This window comes from Paraburkholderia tagetis, from assembly GCF_022213065.1.
Lineage (GTDB): Bacteria > Pseudomonadota > Gammaproteobacteria > Burkholderiales > Burkholderiaceae > Paraburkholderia > Paraburkholderia tagetis.
On sequence record NZ_JAKLJA010000017.1, the window covers coordinates 36016 to 50136 of the forward strand.

General features: G+C 65.6%; 13 protein-coding genes. 11 read left to right on the forward strand and 2 right to left on the reverse strand.

Annotated elements, in window-relative coordinates:
• Nucleotides 1–30 precede the first annotated feature (30 nt).
• Nucleotides 31–1617, reverse strand: coding sequence for an N-acetylmuramoyl-L-alanine amidase (locus L5014_RS20055; protein WP_238465495.1), 1587 nt, complete (start codon nucleotides 1615–1617; stop codon nucleotides 31–33).
• Nucleotides 1599–2174 carry a tRNA (adenosine(37)-N6)-threonylcarbamoyltransferase complex ATPase subunit type 1 TsaE gene (tsaE, locus tag L5014_RS20060; protein ID WP_420800103.1) on the reverse strand — a complete coding sequence of 192 codons (576 nt, stop codon included), beginning with the start codon at nucleotides 2172–2174 and terminating at the stop codon, nucleotides 1599–1601. Before tsaE ends, L5014_RS20055 begins: the two co-directional genes overlap by 19 nt.
• Before the next feature lie 224 nt (nucleotides 2175–2398).
• On the opposite strand from tsaE, the gene queG reads away from it, so the two are divergent.
• The 11 genes from queG (at nucleotide 2399) to L5014_RS20115 (ending at nucleotide 14118) form a co-directional block, all read left to right on the forward strand.
• Nucleotides 2399–3646, forward strand: coding sequence for a tRNA epoxyqueuosine(34) reductase QueG (gene queG / locus L5014_RS20065; protein WP_238465570.1), 1248 nt, complete (start codon nucleotides 2399–2401; stop codon nucleotides 3644–3646).
• Nucleotides 3647–3723: 77 nt separating this feature from the next.
• On the forward strand, nucleotides 3724–4197 hold the full coding sequence (locus L5014_RS20070; RefSeq protein WP_238465497.1) for a methylated-DNA--[protein]-cysteine S-methyltransferase: 474 nt from the start codon (nucleotides 3724–3726) through the stop codon (nucleotides 4195–4197).
• Between the two features lie 185 nt (nucleotides 4198–4382).
• Entirely contained in the window at nucleotides 4383–5342 is a 960-nt protein-coding gene (xerD, locus tag L5014_RS20075; protein ID WP_238465571.1) for a site-specific tyrosine recombinase XerD, read from the forward strand.
• Nucleotides 5343–5396: 54 nt separating this feature from the next.
• On the forward strand, nucleotides 5397–5903 hold the full coding sequence (gene ybaK / locus L5014_RS20080) for a Cys-tRNA(Pro) deacylase (protein WP_238465498.1): 507 nt from the start codon (nucleotides 5397–5399) through the stop codon (nucleotides 5901–5903).
• Nucleotides 5904–6213: 310 nt separating this feature from the next.
• Nucleotides 6214–6840, forward strand: coding sequence for a glycerol-3-phosphate 1-O-acyltransferase PlsY (gene plsY, locus L5014_RS20085; protein ID WP_238465499.1), 627 nt, complete (start codon nucleotides 6214–6216; stop codon nucleotides 6838–6840).
• A 205-nt stretch (nucleotides 6841–7045) separates the two neighbouring features.
• On the forward strand, nucleotides 7046–8845 hold the full coding sequence (locus L5014_RS20090; protein WP_238465500.1) for a methyl-accepting chemotaxis protein: 1800 nt from the start codon (nucleotides 7046–7048) through the stop codon (nucleotides 8843–8845).
• Between the two features lie 709 nt (nucleotides 8846–9554).
• Nucleotides 9555–10787 carry a hypothetical protein gene (locus tag L5014_RS20095; RefSeq protein ID WP_238465501.1) on the forward strand — a complete coding sequence of 411 codons (1233 nt, stop codon included), beginning with the start codon at nucleotides 9555–9557 and terminating at the stop codon, nucleotides 10785–10787.
• 16 nt (nucleotides 10788–10803) lie between these two features.
• Nucleotides 10804–12036, forward strand: coding sequence for a hypothetical protein (locus tag L5014_RS20100; RefSeq protein WP_238465502.1), 1233 nt, complete (start codon nucleotides 10804–10806; stop codon nucleotides 12034–12036).
• A gap of 193 nt (nucleotides 12037–12229) precedes the next feature.
• The gene (locus L5014_RS20105; protein ID WP_238465503.1) at nucleotides 12230–12679 is read left to right on the forward strand and encodes a hypothetical protein; all 450 of its coding nucleotides are present in this window, start codon (nucleotides 12230–12232) and stop codon (nucleotides 12677–12679) included.
• Nucleotides 12680–12682: 3 nt separating this feature from the next.
• Nucleotides 12683–13369, forward strand: coding sequence for a C39 family peptidase (locus L5014_RS20110; protein ID WP_238465504.1), 687 nt, complete (start codon nucleotides 12683–12685; stop codon nucleotides 13367–13369).
• Nucleotides 13370–13377: 8 nt separating this feature from the next.
• Nucleotides 13378–14118, forward strand: coding sequence for a hypothetical protein (locus tag L5014_RS20115; protein WP_238465505.1), 741 nt, complete (start codon nucleotides 13378–13380; stop codon nucleotides 14116–14118).
• Nucleotides 14119–14121 lie beyond the last annotated feature (3 nt).

Genomic DNA, 14121 nt, shown 5'->3' on the forward strand with positions numbered 1-14121 from the left:
CGGTGTGCGCCGCCTGCGCACACGTCTGTATTACGTCATCCGGCCCTTCGCCAGCGGCGGATTCGCCGCGAAGTAGCGCGTGATGCCCTTGAGGATGGCGTTCGCCATCTTGTCGCGATAGGCGTTGTCGTTGAGCTTCTGTTCTTCCTCGGGGTTGCTGATGAAGGCCGTCTCCACGAGGATCGACGGAATGTCGGGCGCCTTGAGCACCGCGAAGCCCGCCTGCTCGACCGAGCCCTTGTGCAGCTTGTTGATCCCGCCGACCTCGTTGAGCACGAAGCCGCCGTAGCGCAGCGAGTCGCGGATCTGCGCCGTGGTCGACATGTCGAAGAGCGCCCGGTTCACCGAGGCGTCCGCCGTCTTCACGTTGATCCCGCCGATCTGGTCGGACGAGTTCTCCTTGGTCGCCATCCAGCGCGCGGCAGCGCTCGACGCGCCGTGCTCGGAGAGCGCGAACACCGACGAGCCGCGCGCTTCCGGCGTGGTGAACGCGTCGGCGTGGATCGACACGAAGAGGTCGGCGCCCACGCGGCGCGCCTTCTGCACGCGCACGTTCAGCGGCACGAAGAAGTCGGCGTCGCGCGTCATCATCGCGCGCATGTTGGGCTGCGCGTCGATCTTCATGCGCAGTTTCTTCGCGATGTCGAGCGCGATGTGCTTTTCGTACGTGCCTGCGCTGCCGATCGCACCGGGGTCCTCGCCGCCGTGGCCGGGATCGATCGCCACCGTCAAGAGCCGCGTGGTGCCGCCCTTGCTGGACTTCGGCGTGGTGAAGCCGTAGTTGTCGTCCTGGCCGCCGCTGTTGTCGCTGCCGCTGCCGTTGTCCTGTGCGATGACAGGCGGCTTCGGCGCGGGCTTCGGGCGCGGGAGGACCGCTGCGGGCGGCACGGGCGGCGTCGGGCGCGGTGAGGACGGCGTGGAGGGCGTGGACGGCGCGGTGGAGCCCACGTCGTTCTGCGCATAGCGCTCGAAGAAGGCGTCGCTGTTGTCGTGCGCGGGCGGGTTGTTGGGGCCCGCGAGTGTGGAGGGCGGAGCGGGCGGCGTGCTGTCGCGCATCGCTTCGCGCGCGTCGAGTTGCTGCTGTTTGCGCTCGGTCTGCGCGAGCAGGTCCATGAGCGGATCGGGCGCGACCGCCGGATACAGGTCGAACACGAGCCGGTACTTGTACGAGCCCACGGGCTGCAGGTTGAAGACCTGCGGCTTCACCGCCCCCTTGAGGTCGAACACCATGCGCACCACGTTCGGCTGATACTGGCCCACGCGCACGGCCTGGATCTGCGGATCGTTCGGCGTGATCTTGGAGACGAGATTCTTGAGCGCGTCGTCGAGATCGAGGCCGTTCAGGTCGACGACGAGCCGGTCGGGACCCTGCAACAGTTGCTGCGTGTTCTGCAGCGGTTGATCCGATTCGATCGTGACGCGCGTGTAATCGCGCGCGGGCCACACGCGCACGCCGATCACCGAGGTTGCCCACGCGAGGCGCGGTGCCGTGACCGTGAGGCCGAGCACCAGCGTGGACGCGCCCGCTTTCAGAATCTGCCGGCGCCGCCAGTTGTGCGTGGCGGTGGCCGCGGATTCGATCGAGCGGAACGGTTTGATTAACATCTTTCTAGACATGCCTTTCCTGATGCGCTGTATGCGTACGCGGTGAGCACGCGGCCTTCACCATACCGGCCGGGTTCGAGCTGGAACACGAGGTCGGGTATGCCGAGCAGGCCGCCCGCGCGTTGCGGCCATTCGACGAGACACACCGCCCCTTGCGCGAAATATTCGCGAAAGCCGGCGTCGGCCCATTCGGCCGGGTCGCTGAAACGATACAGATCGAAGTGATAAAGCTGGAGTTCCCCGCTCGTCGTGATCACCGTATAGGGTTCGACGAGTGTGTACGTCGGGCTGCGCACGCGTCCGCCATGACCGAGCGCACGCAACGCCGCGCGCACGAGCGAGGTTTTGCCGGCGCCCAGGTCGCCAAAGAGCTGCACGTGCAGGCCGTTGAACTGCACGGCGCTCTGGCTGGGTTCTTGCGCGCGCAGGCCCTCGAGCGCGTGCGCAAAGCGCGCGCCGAATGCATCGGTGGCAGCCTCGTCCGCGAGCTCGAAGCGGCGTTCGAGCAGAATGGGGGCGGCAGGCAGACTCGCGTGGTCGTGTCCGGGCATGTCAGGTGTTCCGGGCATTCTCGTAAAATAGCGTAATGAAACCCTCGCATTCCCCTTCGAACCCGATGCACCACGATACGCACGAAGTGCACGATTCGGTCGATGCGCGCGTGCCGGTCGAGACGTCGGCGAATGAGCCCGCGCAGACGATTGCGTCGGGCGTTGCTACGTCGGGCGTCGGTACGTCAGCGCCGCAGAAGGAAGCCGCGCCGCTCGATGAAGCGGCGCTGGCCGCGCTCGCGATGCGCATCCGCGCATGGGGGCGCGAGCTGGGGTTCGGTGCGATCGGCATCAGCGACACCGATCTTGCTCATGCCGAGGCGGGCCTTGCTGCGTGGCTCGAAGCAGGCTGCCATGGCGAGATGGATTATATGGCCAAACATGGGATGAAACGCGCGCGGCCCGCAGAGCTTGTGGCCGGTACGCGACGCGTCATCACCGCGCGCATGGCTTATCTACCCGCCGCGACGCTTGCAGGTTCGGCGCCTTCGAATGCATCGGGAAAGAACGCCGAAAGTGCTTCGCAAGCAGACGCCGCCGACCCGGCGACCCCCGATGCGCACGGCGCGGCTGGACACGAGAACTGGCGCGAGCGCGAGCGCGCGCGTCTGGACGACCCGTATGCGGCCGTGGTGTCGATCTACGCACGCGGCCGCGATTATCACAAGGTCATGCGCGCGCGGTTGCAGCAGCTGGCGGAACGCATCGAGGCTGAAATCGGCGCTTTTGGCTTTCGCGTCTTCACCGACTCCGCGCCGGTGCTCGAAGTCGAGCTCGCGCAGAAGGCCGGCATCGGCTGGCGCGGCAAGCACACCTTGCTTTTGCAGCGCGATGCGGGCTCGCTGTTCTTTCTCGGCGAAATTTACGTGGATGTGCCGTTGCCCACCGATGCGGAGGATGCGCAACGCGCGCAACACCCCCACGATCGCGCCTCGCACGCGCCCGAGCAGCCCGGCGCGCATTGCGGCAGTTGCACGCGTTGCATCGGCGCGTGCCCCACGGGGGCGATCGTCGGGCCGTATCGCGTCGATGCGCGGCGCTGCATTTCGTATCTGACGATCGAATTGAAGGGCAGCATTCCCCTGGAATTGCGCGAGCTGATCGGCAATCGTGTCTATGGCTGCGACGACTGCCAGCTCGTGTGTCCGTGGAACAAGTTCGCGCAGGCCGCGCCGGTCGCGGATTTCGATGTGCGTCACGGGCTCGACCGTGCGAGTCTCGTCGAGCTTTTCGGCTGGAGCGCCGCGCAGTTCGACGAACGCATGCAGGGCAGCGCGATCCGGCGCATCGGCTATGAGTCCTGGCTGCGCAATATTGCCGTGGCGATGGGCAATGCGCTGCGCGCGACGCGCGCGCACGCGCATGCCGAAGGCGCGCCGCGTGACGGGCAGGAAGGGCGCGCGGCTATCGTCGCGGCGTTGCATGCGCGCGAGCACGACGCGTCGGCGCTCGTGCGCGAGCATGTGCAATGGGCGCTCGAAGCGGCTTAGACTGGCGTGTGCATTCAGCTTTGCATGGGACCGCGCCCAGCGTTAAGGCGCCAGCGAGTTCCACAGGAGATGACACCATGTTCAATGCAGTAATCGAAGCACCGTTCGGCAAGGTCGGCATTCGCACCGGCGATGGCGCCGTGCGCGAGATCGTCTATCTGCCCGACTCCACGCGAGCGGTCGCCCCCGATTGTCCGCTCGCCGAGCGCGCGGTCGCGCAGATCACGCGCTATTTCGCGAGCGCGCAAGTGGACTTCGACTTGCCGCTCGCGCCGCGCGGCACGCCGTTTCAGCGCCGCGTATGGGACGGCATTTGCGCGATCGGGGCGGGCGAGGTGCTCACCTATGGCACGCTCGCGAAGCGCATCGGCAGCATTAGCGCGCGTGCGGTGGGGCAGGCTTGCGGCTCGAACCCGTTTCCGATCGTGATTCCGTGCCACCGCGTGGTGTCGGCGAGCGGCATAGGCGGCTTTGCGCATCATGGCGGCGAAGGCTTCTTTCGCGACGTCAAGCGCTGGCTGCTTGCTCACGAAGGCGTAGCGATCCGATGACCGCTCCGCGCGCCCGCGCCGGCACGCAAGCATTGGCGCAAGACAGCAGCGAAAGGGAAGACGTGGACGATCGGAACGATAACGAAGCGGATAACGCCGTGGATAGCGACGTGGAATGCGGCATCGACGAAGGCGACCAGGACGACGAGATCAACGACACCGGCGAGATCGTCGAGATCGACGCGATGACATACACGCCGGACGAAGCCGATACAACCGAAACAAGCGCGCTCGCACCCGCCGCCGCGCAAGCGCTTTCCGCGAGCCTGCTTGCCATCGACACTTTCTGCGACGCCATGTGGCTCGAGCACGGTCTCTCGCGCAACACGCTCGACGCTTACCGGCGCGATCTGCGTCTGTTCGCCGAGTGGCTCGCGCACGCGCGCTCGCATGGCCTCGACACGGTGTGCGAAGACGACCTGCTCGCCTACAGCGCACGCCGCAAGGACGACAAATCGACCTCGGCGAACCGGCGTCTCTCGGTATTCCGGCGCTATTACGGCTGGGCGCTGCGCGAGCGACGCGTGAGCGCGGACCCGACGGTGCGCGTGCGCTCGGCGAAACAGGCGCCGCGCTTTCCGTCGACGCTCACCGAGGCGCAGGTCGAAGCGCTCCTGAACGCGCCCGACGTGGCCGCGCCGCTCGGCCTGCGCGACCGCACGATGCTCGAACTGATGTACGCGAGCGGCCTGCGCGTGACCGAGCTCGTCACGCTCAAGACGGTCGAAGTGGGCCTGAACGAAGGCGTCGTGCGCGTGCTCGGCAAGGGCGCGAAGGAGCGCCTGATTCCGTTCGGCGAAGAGGCGGCGGCCTGGATCACCCGTTATCTGCGCGAGGCGCGGCCCGAACTGCTCGGCGCGCGCGTGGCCGATGCGCTGTTCGTCACCGCGCGCGCCGAAGGCATGACGCGCCAGCAGTTCTGGCACATCATCAAGCGGCATGCGTTCAATGCCGGCGTGCACGCGCCGCTTTCGCCGCACACGCTGCGCCACGCATTCGCCACGCATCTGCTCAATCACGGCGCGGACCTGCGCGTGGTGCAACTGCTGCTCGGGCATAGCGACATCTCCACGACGCAGATCTACACGCACGTCGCGCGCGAGCGGCTGCGGCTGCTTCACGAGACGCATCATCCGCGCGGGTAGTGGCGTGGGGTAGGGTGGTGCGAAAGCCCGCCGTTGCACATTAAAATGCGCGCCATGAGCAAATCGAAACACGTCTCCGAAACGCCCGCCACGCAGATGCTGCGCCGCGCGGGCGTCGCGTTCGGCGAGCATCCCTACGAGTACGTCGAGCATGGCGGCACGAGCGAATCCGCGCGCCAGCTCGGCGTGGACGAACATCGCGTTGTCAAGACGCTCGTGATGGAGGACGAGCACGCCAAGCCGCTGATCGTGCTCATGCACGGCGACTGCAAGGTTTCGACCAAAAACCTCGCGCGGCAGATCGGCGCCAAGCGCGTCGAGCCCTGCAAGCCCGAAGTCGCGAACCGCCATTCGGGTTACCTGGTGGGCGGCACGTCGCCGTTCGGCACGAAGAAGGCGATGCCTGTGTACGTCGAATCGACCGTTCTCGAACTCGACCAGATCTGGCTCAACGGCGGCAGGCGCGGTTATCTCGTGAGCCTCGCGCCCGCGGTGCTCACGTCGCTGCTCAAGGCGAAGCCCGTGCAGTGCGCGAGCGTTGCGACGCCCGGCGTCGAGTGATGCCCGACGTGGCGTGTGGAGTGATGCCCGGCGTCGAGTGATGCCCGACGCCGAGTGTGGAGTGATGCCCGGCGTGGCGTGATGTTCGCGCTGTTGCCTGCGCTGTTGCCTGCGTTGGCGCCTGTGCTCGTGTCCGGGTGGGCGCCCGCCGGATGCGCCGATACGGGCGGTACGATCCCCGATTTCCCGGATTACCCTGGGATGGCGGCAAGGTCCGCCCGCGCTTCGGTAAAATGAGCGCCTTCGCGCGCATTCTGGTGTATTCCCATCGGACGGCCGCGCTCCGTTTCTCTTCCTCCGGGTTTCGTGCATGTACAACCTGTTTGTCGCCGTTGCTGCCTATCTGATCGGCTCGATTTCGTTCGCCGTGGTCGTGAGTTCCGTCATGGGCCTCGACGACCCGCGCTCCTACGGCTCCGGCAACCCGGGCGCGACCAACGTGCTGCGCAGCGGCAACAAGAAGGCCGCCATCCTCACGCTGATCGGCGACGCGTTCAAGGGCTGGCTGGCGGTCTGGCTCGTGGTGCGCTTCGGGCCGCGTTTCGGCCTTGGCGAGACCGCTGTCGCTCTTGCGGCCATTGCCGTGTTCCTCGGCCATCTCTATCCGGTGTTCTTCCGCTTCCAGGGCGGCAAGGGCGTGGCGACCGCCGCAGGCGTGCTGCTCGCGGTGAACCCGGTGCTGGGCGGTGCGGTGCTGCTCACCTGGCTGATCGTCGCGTTCTTCACGCGCTACTCGTCGCTGGCGGCGCTCGCGGCCGCCGTGTTCGCACCGCTCTTCGACGTCTTCTTCCTGTTCGGCTCGCACGTGATCGCGCTCGCGATTCTCGCGATGAGCGTGCTGCTGTTCTGGCGCCATCGCGCCAATATCTCGAAGCTCGTGAACGGCACCGAAAGCCGTATCGGCGACAAGAAAAAGGCTGCCGCGGCGAGCAAGTAAGCAAGGGCGGGGGGCACGCTTCTTCCGGCGCGCCACACATCGGCTAGCCCTCGCCTGGCCATAGGCCCGCGCGGCGATCTGCTCGCGCCCCGCCAAATCCGATTCAAGATCATCGCGCCGGACGCCGTAAACGCGTGGGTTAATCCCTCATTTCCTACGCGTACCGCAGTTCGATTCACTCCATTCCATACGGCGCTTCCCTTCTATGTTCACCACCATTCGTGCGCGTATCGTCGCGCTATGCGTCGTTATCGTTGTCGTGGCGCTGGCGGCCAACACCGCGCTCGACTATTTCGTTGCCAACTCGCACAACCAGGACTCGATCGACGCCACGCTCACGGCCGTCGAGGACAGCCACGCCCAGAACATCGACGAATGGGTCGCGGGCCATGCGCGCATGATCGATTCGCTGCAAGACGCTGTGCTGCAGCCCGATCCGGCCCCCATGTTCAAGCAGGTCGTGGCGGCGGGCGGCTTCCTCGACGTCTACGCGGGCTATCCCGACAAGAGCGCGAAATTCGCCGACAACGCCGGCATTCCCCCCGACTACGATCCGACCGGCCGGCCCTGGTACAAGCAGGCGGTCGCGGCGGGCAAGGGCGTGGTGACCCCGCCGTACATCGACGCCGCCACGGGCAAGCTCGTGGTGTCGTTCGCCGAGCCCGTGATCCGCGAGGGCGTCCTGAAGGCTGTCGTTTCCGGCGACGTCGTGATGGACGGCGTGATCGCCAACGTGCGCTCGATCCACCCGACGCCCGCGAGCTTCGGCATGCTGATCGACAGCGCGGGCCAGATCGTCGCGCACAACGACCCGAAGCTCACGCTTCAGCCCGTCACGGGGATCGCGCCTGATCTCTCGGGCGACAAACTGGCCGCGCTGCTCGCCGCCAAGGCGCCGCTCGATGTCGACGTGGGCGGCGCCACCAAGCTGATGCGCGCGCAGCCGATCGCGGGCACCGACTGGCGCCTGGTGGTCGCGCTCGACCGCGCCGACGCCACGGCGGGCATGCGCTCGCTCCTCGCGGCTTCGCTTGGCGCGCTGGTGGTGATCGCGGTGCTGGCGGCGCTGGTGGTCGGCGCGGTTGCCACCGTGTCGTTCCAGCGCCTCTCGCGCGTGCGCGACGCGATGGACGCCATCGGCAAGGGCGAGGGCGATCTCACGCAGCGCCTGCCCGCGACGGGCAACGACGAAGTCGCGCAGATCGCGCGTTCGTTCAACGCATTCATGGACAAGCTGCGCGACGTGATGCGCCATATCCGCGACGCGAGCGAGTCGGTGCGCACCGCGAGCGACGAGATTGCCGCGGGCAACGTCGACCTTTCGGGCCGCACCGAATCGGCGGCGGCAAGCCTCGAAGAAACGGCGGCCTCGATGGAGCAGATCACGGCGACGGTGGCGCAGTCCGCGAACGCGGCGCAGCAGGCGGACGTGACGGCGTCGTCGGCCTCGACGGTGGCCTCGCGCGGCGGCGCGGTGATCTCGGACGTGGTCGACACGATGGGCGCGATCGAGCACGCCTCGGTGAAGATTGCCGACATCATCGGCGTGATCGACGGCATCGCGTTTCAAACCAACATTCTCGCGCTGAACGCGGCCGTGGAAGCGGCGCGTGCCGGCGAGCAGGGGCGCGGCTTCGCGGTGGTGGCGGGCGAGGTGCGCAGCCTCGCGCAGCGCAGCGCGCAGGCGGCGCGCGAGATCAAGGCGCTGATCGAATCGACGGTGGCGAGCGTGAGCTCGGGCTCGCAGCTCGTGCGCCGCGCCGGCGAAACGATGGACGAGATCGTGGCGAACGTGTCGAACGTGACCACCATCATTTCCGAGGTGACCCACGCGGCGGACGAGCAGACGCGCGGCATCCAGGAGGTGAACCGCGCGGTGAGCCAGCTCGACGAGATGGTCCAGCAGAACGCAGCGCTCGTCGAGCAGTCGACGGCGGCGGCCGCCGCACTGCGCGGCCAGGCGGCGAACCTCGCGCAAACGGTGGGGCAGTTCAAGCTCGATTGAGTCAACCGCATTGAGTCCGCCGCCATCCACGAGACGGTGGCAGGAATGAATGGGCGGCGCTGCGGCGCCGTCTTTTTTGTGCGCCGATGCTGCGTGTTCAGCGTTGCGGAAGCGAATGACGAAACGTTCTGAAATGTGTGGCGTCAAACAGAGGTGGGTGATTCTGCTGTCATAATACCTGTGTGCAAAACGCCTACTTCATGAAATAGCACTTTTTATGTAGTTGAGAGGTGTTGGGATAATTGCCGCGAAAAACGACTAGAAGATACGTGTTCGTAAGGCTTCGGACATTCCGTTTTTCCCTGACTGTATGAGTGATGAGCGGTGTGGGCCAGGCCAGGAAAGGCTTTCAGGCCGAATGACCGAGCAGGATATAGTACGAAAAATGGGATGTCCTGCTTGCGTGAATCAAAACCGAAACGTTTTTTTATTCTCCAATTGCCATTGAAAAGATCGCGTAGCAAGCTGAATTTGAAGCATTTTTATGACTGGCTGAACCTCTGAAACCGGTGCAATGCCGGTTTTGATGTTGCATTTGAGAAACATAAAGCCTGAATAAAAACCCTGATAGGGAATGCGTCGTCGCGGCAGTTCAATATTTTCCTTTTTATTTCAATGGCTTAGCTGCATGGCACCGCCTATGCGTTGTGGCGCGGTGGATTGGCGTACTTAGCCAACCCGCCCCCCTACGTTTCGACAGGAGGTTCCTATGCGCAAGACTCTATTCGCGTCCGCTGCGGTCCTCGCTCTAGGCTTTAGCGGTTACGCAATGGCAAATCCATGCAGTGATGGCAGCAGATCCTGCGACCAGCGGTCGACATCCGGCGATAACTCGCTGACCAGCAGTGCTGCGTCGACTCAAGCGTCGACGAGCGGCAGTAACGCCAACGAGATCGCCTCCGGTGCCTCTCTCTGGCAGAACAGCGGCAACAGCACGAAGGTTGTCGCATTGAGCAGGCTTGATGGCGTAGTGACCGGTGTCAGTGTTTCTAACATTGGCAACCAGGCCGCTAACTTCGGCAGCGCCCAGGGTGGCGCCGGCGGCAAGGGTGGTAACGGCTACGGCGGCCGCGCCGTGGGCGGCAACGGTGGCAATGGCGGCGCAGGCGGCAGCGGCGGCAGCGGCGGCAGCGCGCTCAATGGCAGCGCTACGGCCGGTAATGCCAGTAACGGCGGCGCAACTGCTGGCGACGGCAATGCGGGCAACGGCGCGAGGGGAGGCAGCGCTCTAGCCGGTGGTACGCAAGGCGGTAATGGCAGCGGCCGTGGCGGTTGGGCTGCGGCGGGCAGCCTTGCGGCTGGCGGCGCTTCTGCTGGCCTGGGTGGCAGCGCAGGCGCCAGTGGTGGTAGCGGCGGCAGCGGTGGATTTGGTGGAGATGGCGGCGGCGCTCATGCGAGCCGTGGGTCGACCGCGACATCGACATCGCCTGGTGGCGCTGGTGGTGCTGGCGCTGCAGGTGGCTCGGGCAGCGGCACGGGTGGCTCAGTCGCCAGTGCTGGCGGCGCGGGCACGACCGGCGCGAGCACGGCAACGGGCGGCGCGGGCACGGGCAGCGGCGGTGCCGGCGGTGCAGCAACGGCGGTGGCGGGTAATGGCGCTGCAGGCGGTACGGGCACGGGCGGTAGCGCGACGAACGGTGGCTCGAGCACCATGGCCAGCAACGGCAGCGCAACCGCGGGCGTTGGCGCGACAGGCGCAGCAGGCGGTGCAGGCGGTGCAGGCGGTACGGGCAATGGTGGCGTAGGCAACGGAGCGGTCGGTGGTGCCGGCGGCGCTGGTGGAGCCAATGCCGTCAACGCAGGCACGTTCGACATGGCCAATTCGATGACGGGTGCAGCCCAGTCCGCAGCAGGCATCGTGGTCATGAGCCAGAACAGCGGTATGGCATCGCTTGTGCAGCAGGCCGTTACGGTGCAGGCGAACTTGACCGTTGGCCATTAGCCAGCAGGAGGCTCTCATGCGAAGAACGCTAATGGCGACGGCTGCGGTGCTGGCTCTTGGGGTGAGCGGGTATGCGATGGCGAACCCCTGTAGCGATAACGCCCAGTCCTGCGATCAGAGGTCCACGTCCGGCGCGAACACGCTGTCCAGTTCCGCAAGCTCCGGCCAGACCTCGACGGTTGGTGACAACGCCAACGAGATCGCGAAGTACGCCAATGTGAGGCAGGACTCCTTTAACAGCACGAAAACCGTGGCGCTGAGCACGCTGGACGGTTCGGTAACAAACCTGGGCGTCTCAGGCATCGGCAACCAGGCCGGTAACTTCGGCAGTGCCGCAGGCGGCAATGCAGGCAGCGGCGGCAAGGGCTACGGCGGCAGGGGCGTTGGTGGCAATGGTGGCAACAGCGGCGCGAGCGGCAGCGGCGGCAATGGCGGTACCGCGGCTAACGGCAGCGCTGCGGCAGGCAGTGCCACCAATGGCAGCGCGTCAGCTGGCGTTGGCAATGGCGGCGACGGCGGACGTGGCGGCAACGCAAGTGCGGGCGGCACCCAGGGGGGCAGTGGCTCTGGGAGTGGCGGTAACGCAGGAGCCGTGGGTGTAGCGTTGGGCGGCTTGGCGGCAGGCGCAGGCGGAAACGCCCGGGCGAGCGGCGGCAACGGCGGCTCGGGTGGCGCCGGCGGCGACGGCGGCGGCGCTCATGCCTACCGCGGCTCGACCGCTAGCGCATCGTCGGGCGGCGGCGCAGGCGGCGCGGGCGGTGCTGGCGGTTCCGGCACCGGCACGGGCGGCGCAGCCGCTGTCGCGGGCGGTGCGGCCACAACTGGCGCGAACGCTGCAACAGGCGGAGCGGGTAGCGGTACCGGCGGTAATGGCGGTGCGGCGACCGCAGTGGCTGGTGCAGGTGGTGCTGGCGGTACGGGCACCGGCGGCAGCGGCAGCAACGGCAGCGCGTCGTCTAGCGCCCATAACGGCAATGCAACCGGAGGCAACGGTGCAGCCGGAGCAGTGGGCGTAGCTGGCGCAGCTGGCGCTACCGGTACCGGCGGTGTCGGTAATGGTGGCACCGGTGGAGCGGGTGGTGCAGGTGGCGTCAACTCCGTCAATGCTGGCACGTTCGACATGGCCAACTCGATGACAGGTGCGGCCCAGTCCGCAGCCGGCATCTCCGTCATGAGCCAGAACAGCGGCATGGCATCGCTGGTACAGCAGGCCGTTACCGTGCAGGCGAACTTGACTGTCGGGCATTGAAAGACAGCTTTATTCAAGCATGAATTCCGGGGGGCAGGTGCCGTGGGGCGCGCAACAAGGCGCTCCACGGCAATTTCCCAACGCCCGTGCGAATGGCGTGGCCGTTGCATTTGCGGCAATTCGCGAGGCGGGGTCTCAGATATCCGGATTCTGTGCGGTCGACGCTGACTGCACATGGCCCAAGGAGACGTCCATGCAAGTGCAGAAGAGAGTTTCCCTGCTCGTCGTTCCAGTCGTGATTGCCATGCAGGGTTTGGTCGCCTATGCGGCGGACGACGCGCAATCGTCGCAACAACGGGCACAAGCCGGTGTAACTGGCGTGGCCGTACCTGCGGGTGGTGTCGAATCCGCAACGCCTGCAGCGACGGCCACCGTATCTCACGACGCGCAGCAGCCGAGCTTTGGCGTGGCGATGACAGATGAACAGTTGGATGAACATCGCGGCGGCGATGCGCTGGTGGGGCAGAATTTTTTGAATGGCACGCTTTCGGATAACGTCGCCAACAAAGTGGTGACGGGCTCGAACACGATCAGCGACGGATCGTTCTCGAATTCGAGCGGCTTGCCGACCGTCATCCAGAACACGGGTGCGAATGTACTGATCCAGAACGCTACGGTGTTGAACGTGCGTTTCGGGAACTAGGCAATGAAGCACATTGCAGCGTATCTCGCGTTCGCGTTCGGCTGCTGTTTGCCGGCCGCACACGCCGACCCTATCGACGTCACCGATCCGTCGGGCGGCTATTACTCGCTGCATGTGACGAGCCTGAAGGAAGCCCGCTTCAAGCGGACCATCAGGCAGCAATACGATTTCAGTTGCGGTTCAGCGGCAGTGGCGACCCTGCTTACGTATCAATACGATTATCCGGTGACCGAGCAGCAGGCGTTCGTCGAAATGTTCGAGCACGGCAATCAGGACAAGATTCGTCGGGAAGGTTTCTCGCTGCTCGATATCCGAAACTTCCTGATGTCGCGCGGCTTTGAGGCTGACGGCTATGAGGTGCCGCTCGAAAAGCTCAACCAGACGACCACACCCGCGATCGCGCTGATCGTCGAGCACGGATACCACCACTTCGTGGTCATCAAGGGCGTGCGCAACGGGCGTGTGCTGATTGGCGATCCGGCCACCGGCACGCGGGCGCTGTCGCAGGAGAGTTTTGAGCAAGAGTGGCAGGACCATGTAGTGTTCGTCATTCACAACAGGCATGAAATGGCGAGGTTCAACGATCCACGTGACTGGCATGTCGCACCGGCAGCGCCGCTTTATACCGCCATTCCGCGCGAAGGTCTGTTCAACGTGGTCGTACCGAAACTCGGTCCAGGTGAATTCTGAGGACAGCGATGAAATCCAGACACCTGAAGCTTGCCGGCATTGTCACCGTGATAGGTGGCAGCATGTGCTCGTTCGAAGCAGGCGCGGCCGTAAGCGATTCGCCGGCGATCGCAACCGGTCCGGTCAGGACGATGCAGGGCGCGCCACAAGACGTGGCGGATGCAACGAATGTCACAACCGTGCCACCGCGACATGTCGCGGCAACGGCGCCACCATCTGCGCCACCATCGGCGTCAACATCGGCGCCCGACGCCATGACGGATGGCAGGCATTCGGTCAGCAGGGCAGTGGAATCGATATCGGCGCCGGAGGATGCCGACCCGGCGTGGTCGTCAGCCAATCTCGTGGCGGTGAGTGAGCGCCGCCTCGATGACATGCGTGGCGGGTTCGACTTGCCATCCGGCCTGGTGGTGTCGTTCGGCATCTCGCGTGCCGCATTCGTGAACGGCAATCTTGTCGCGCAGACCAGCTTCAACATTCCGAATGTCGCCAATATGACGGCCCAGCAGGCGCAGATGCTGGCGAGTGCGAACACTGGAGCGCTAGTCCAGGTCGGACCCAACAACTCCGTGCAACAGGGGGCGCTGCCCGGCATGACTGGCTCGGTGATCCAGAACACGTTGAGCGGCCAGCAGATACAGGCGCTTACGACGATCAATACGAGTGTGAACTCGCTTGGCGCGTTCAAGGCGATGAACTTCCTTTCGACATTGAACAGCTCACTCGCCGGCGCGGTGCGCCCTCGCTAGAAG

Coding starts and splice junctions, on each gene's coding strand:
- L5014_RS20055 (WP_238465495.1), bottom strand. CDS start 1,617: ATGTCTAGAAAGATGTTAATCAAACCGTTCCGCTCGATCGAATCCGCG.
- tsaE (WP_420800103.1), bottom strand. CDS start 2,174: ATGCCCGGAACACCTGACATGCCCGGACACGACCACGCGAGTCTGCCT.
- queG (WP_238465570.1), top strand. CDS start 2,399: ATGCGCATCCGCGCATGGGGGCGCGAGCTGGGGTTCGGTGCGATCGGC.
- L5014_RS20070 (WP_238465497.1), top strand. CDS start 3,724: ATGTTCAATGCAGTAATCGAAGCACCGTTCGGCAAGGTCGGCATTCGC.
- xerD (WP_238465571.1), top strand. CDS start 4,383: ATGACATACACGCCGGACGAAGCCGATACAACCGAAACAAGCGCGCTC.
- ybaK (WP_238465498.1), top strand. CDS start 5,397: ATGAGCAAATCGAAACACGTCTCCGAAACGCCCGCCACGCAGATGCTG.
- plsY (WP_238465499.1), top strand. CDS start 6,214: ATGTACAACCTGTTTGTCGCCGTTGCTGCCTATCTGATCGGCTCGATT.
- L5014_RS20090 (WP_238465500.1), top strand. CDS start 7,046: ATGTTCACCACCATTCGTGCGCGTATCGTCGCGCTATGCGTCGTTATC.
- L5014_RS20095 (WP_238465501.1), top strand. CDS start 9,555: ATGCGCAAGACTCTATTCGCGTCCGCTGCGGTCCTCGCTCTAGGCTTT.
- L5014_RS20100 (WP_238465502.1), top strand. CDS start 10,804: ATGCGAAGAACGCTAATGGCGACGGCTGCGGTGCTGGCTCTTGGGGTG.
- L5014_RS20105 (WP_238465503.1), top strand. CDS start 12,230: ATGCAAGTGCAGAAGAGAGTTTCCCTGCTCGTCGTTCCAGTCGTGATT.
- L5014_RS20110 (WP_238465504.1), top strand. CDS start 12,683: ATGAAGCACATTGCAGCGTATCTCGCGTTCGCGTTCGGCTGCTGTTTG.
- L5014_RS20115 (WP_238465505.1), top strand. CDS start 13,378: ATGAAATCCAGACACCTGAAGCTTGCCGGCATTGTCACCGTGATAGGT.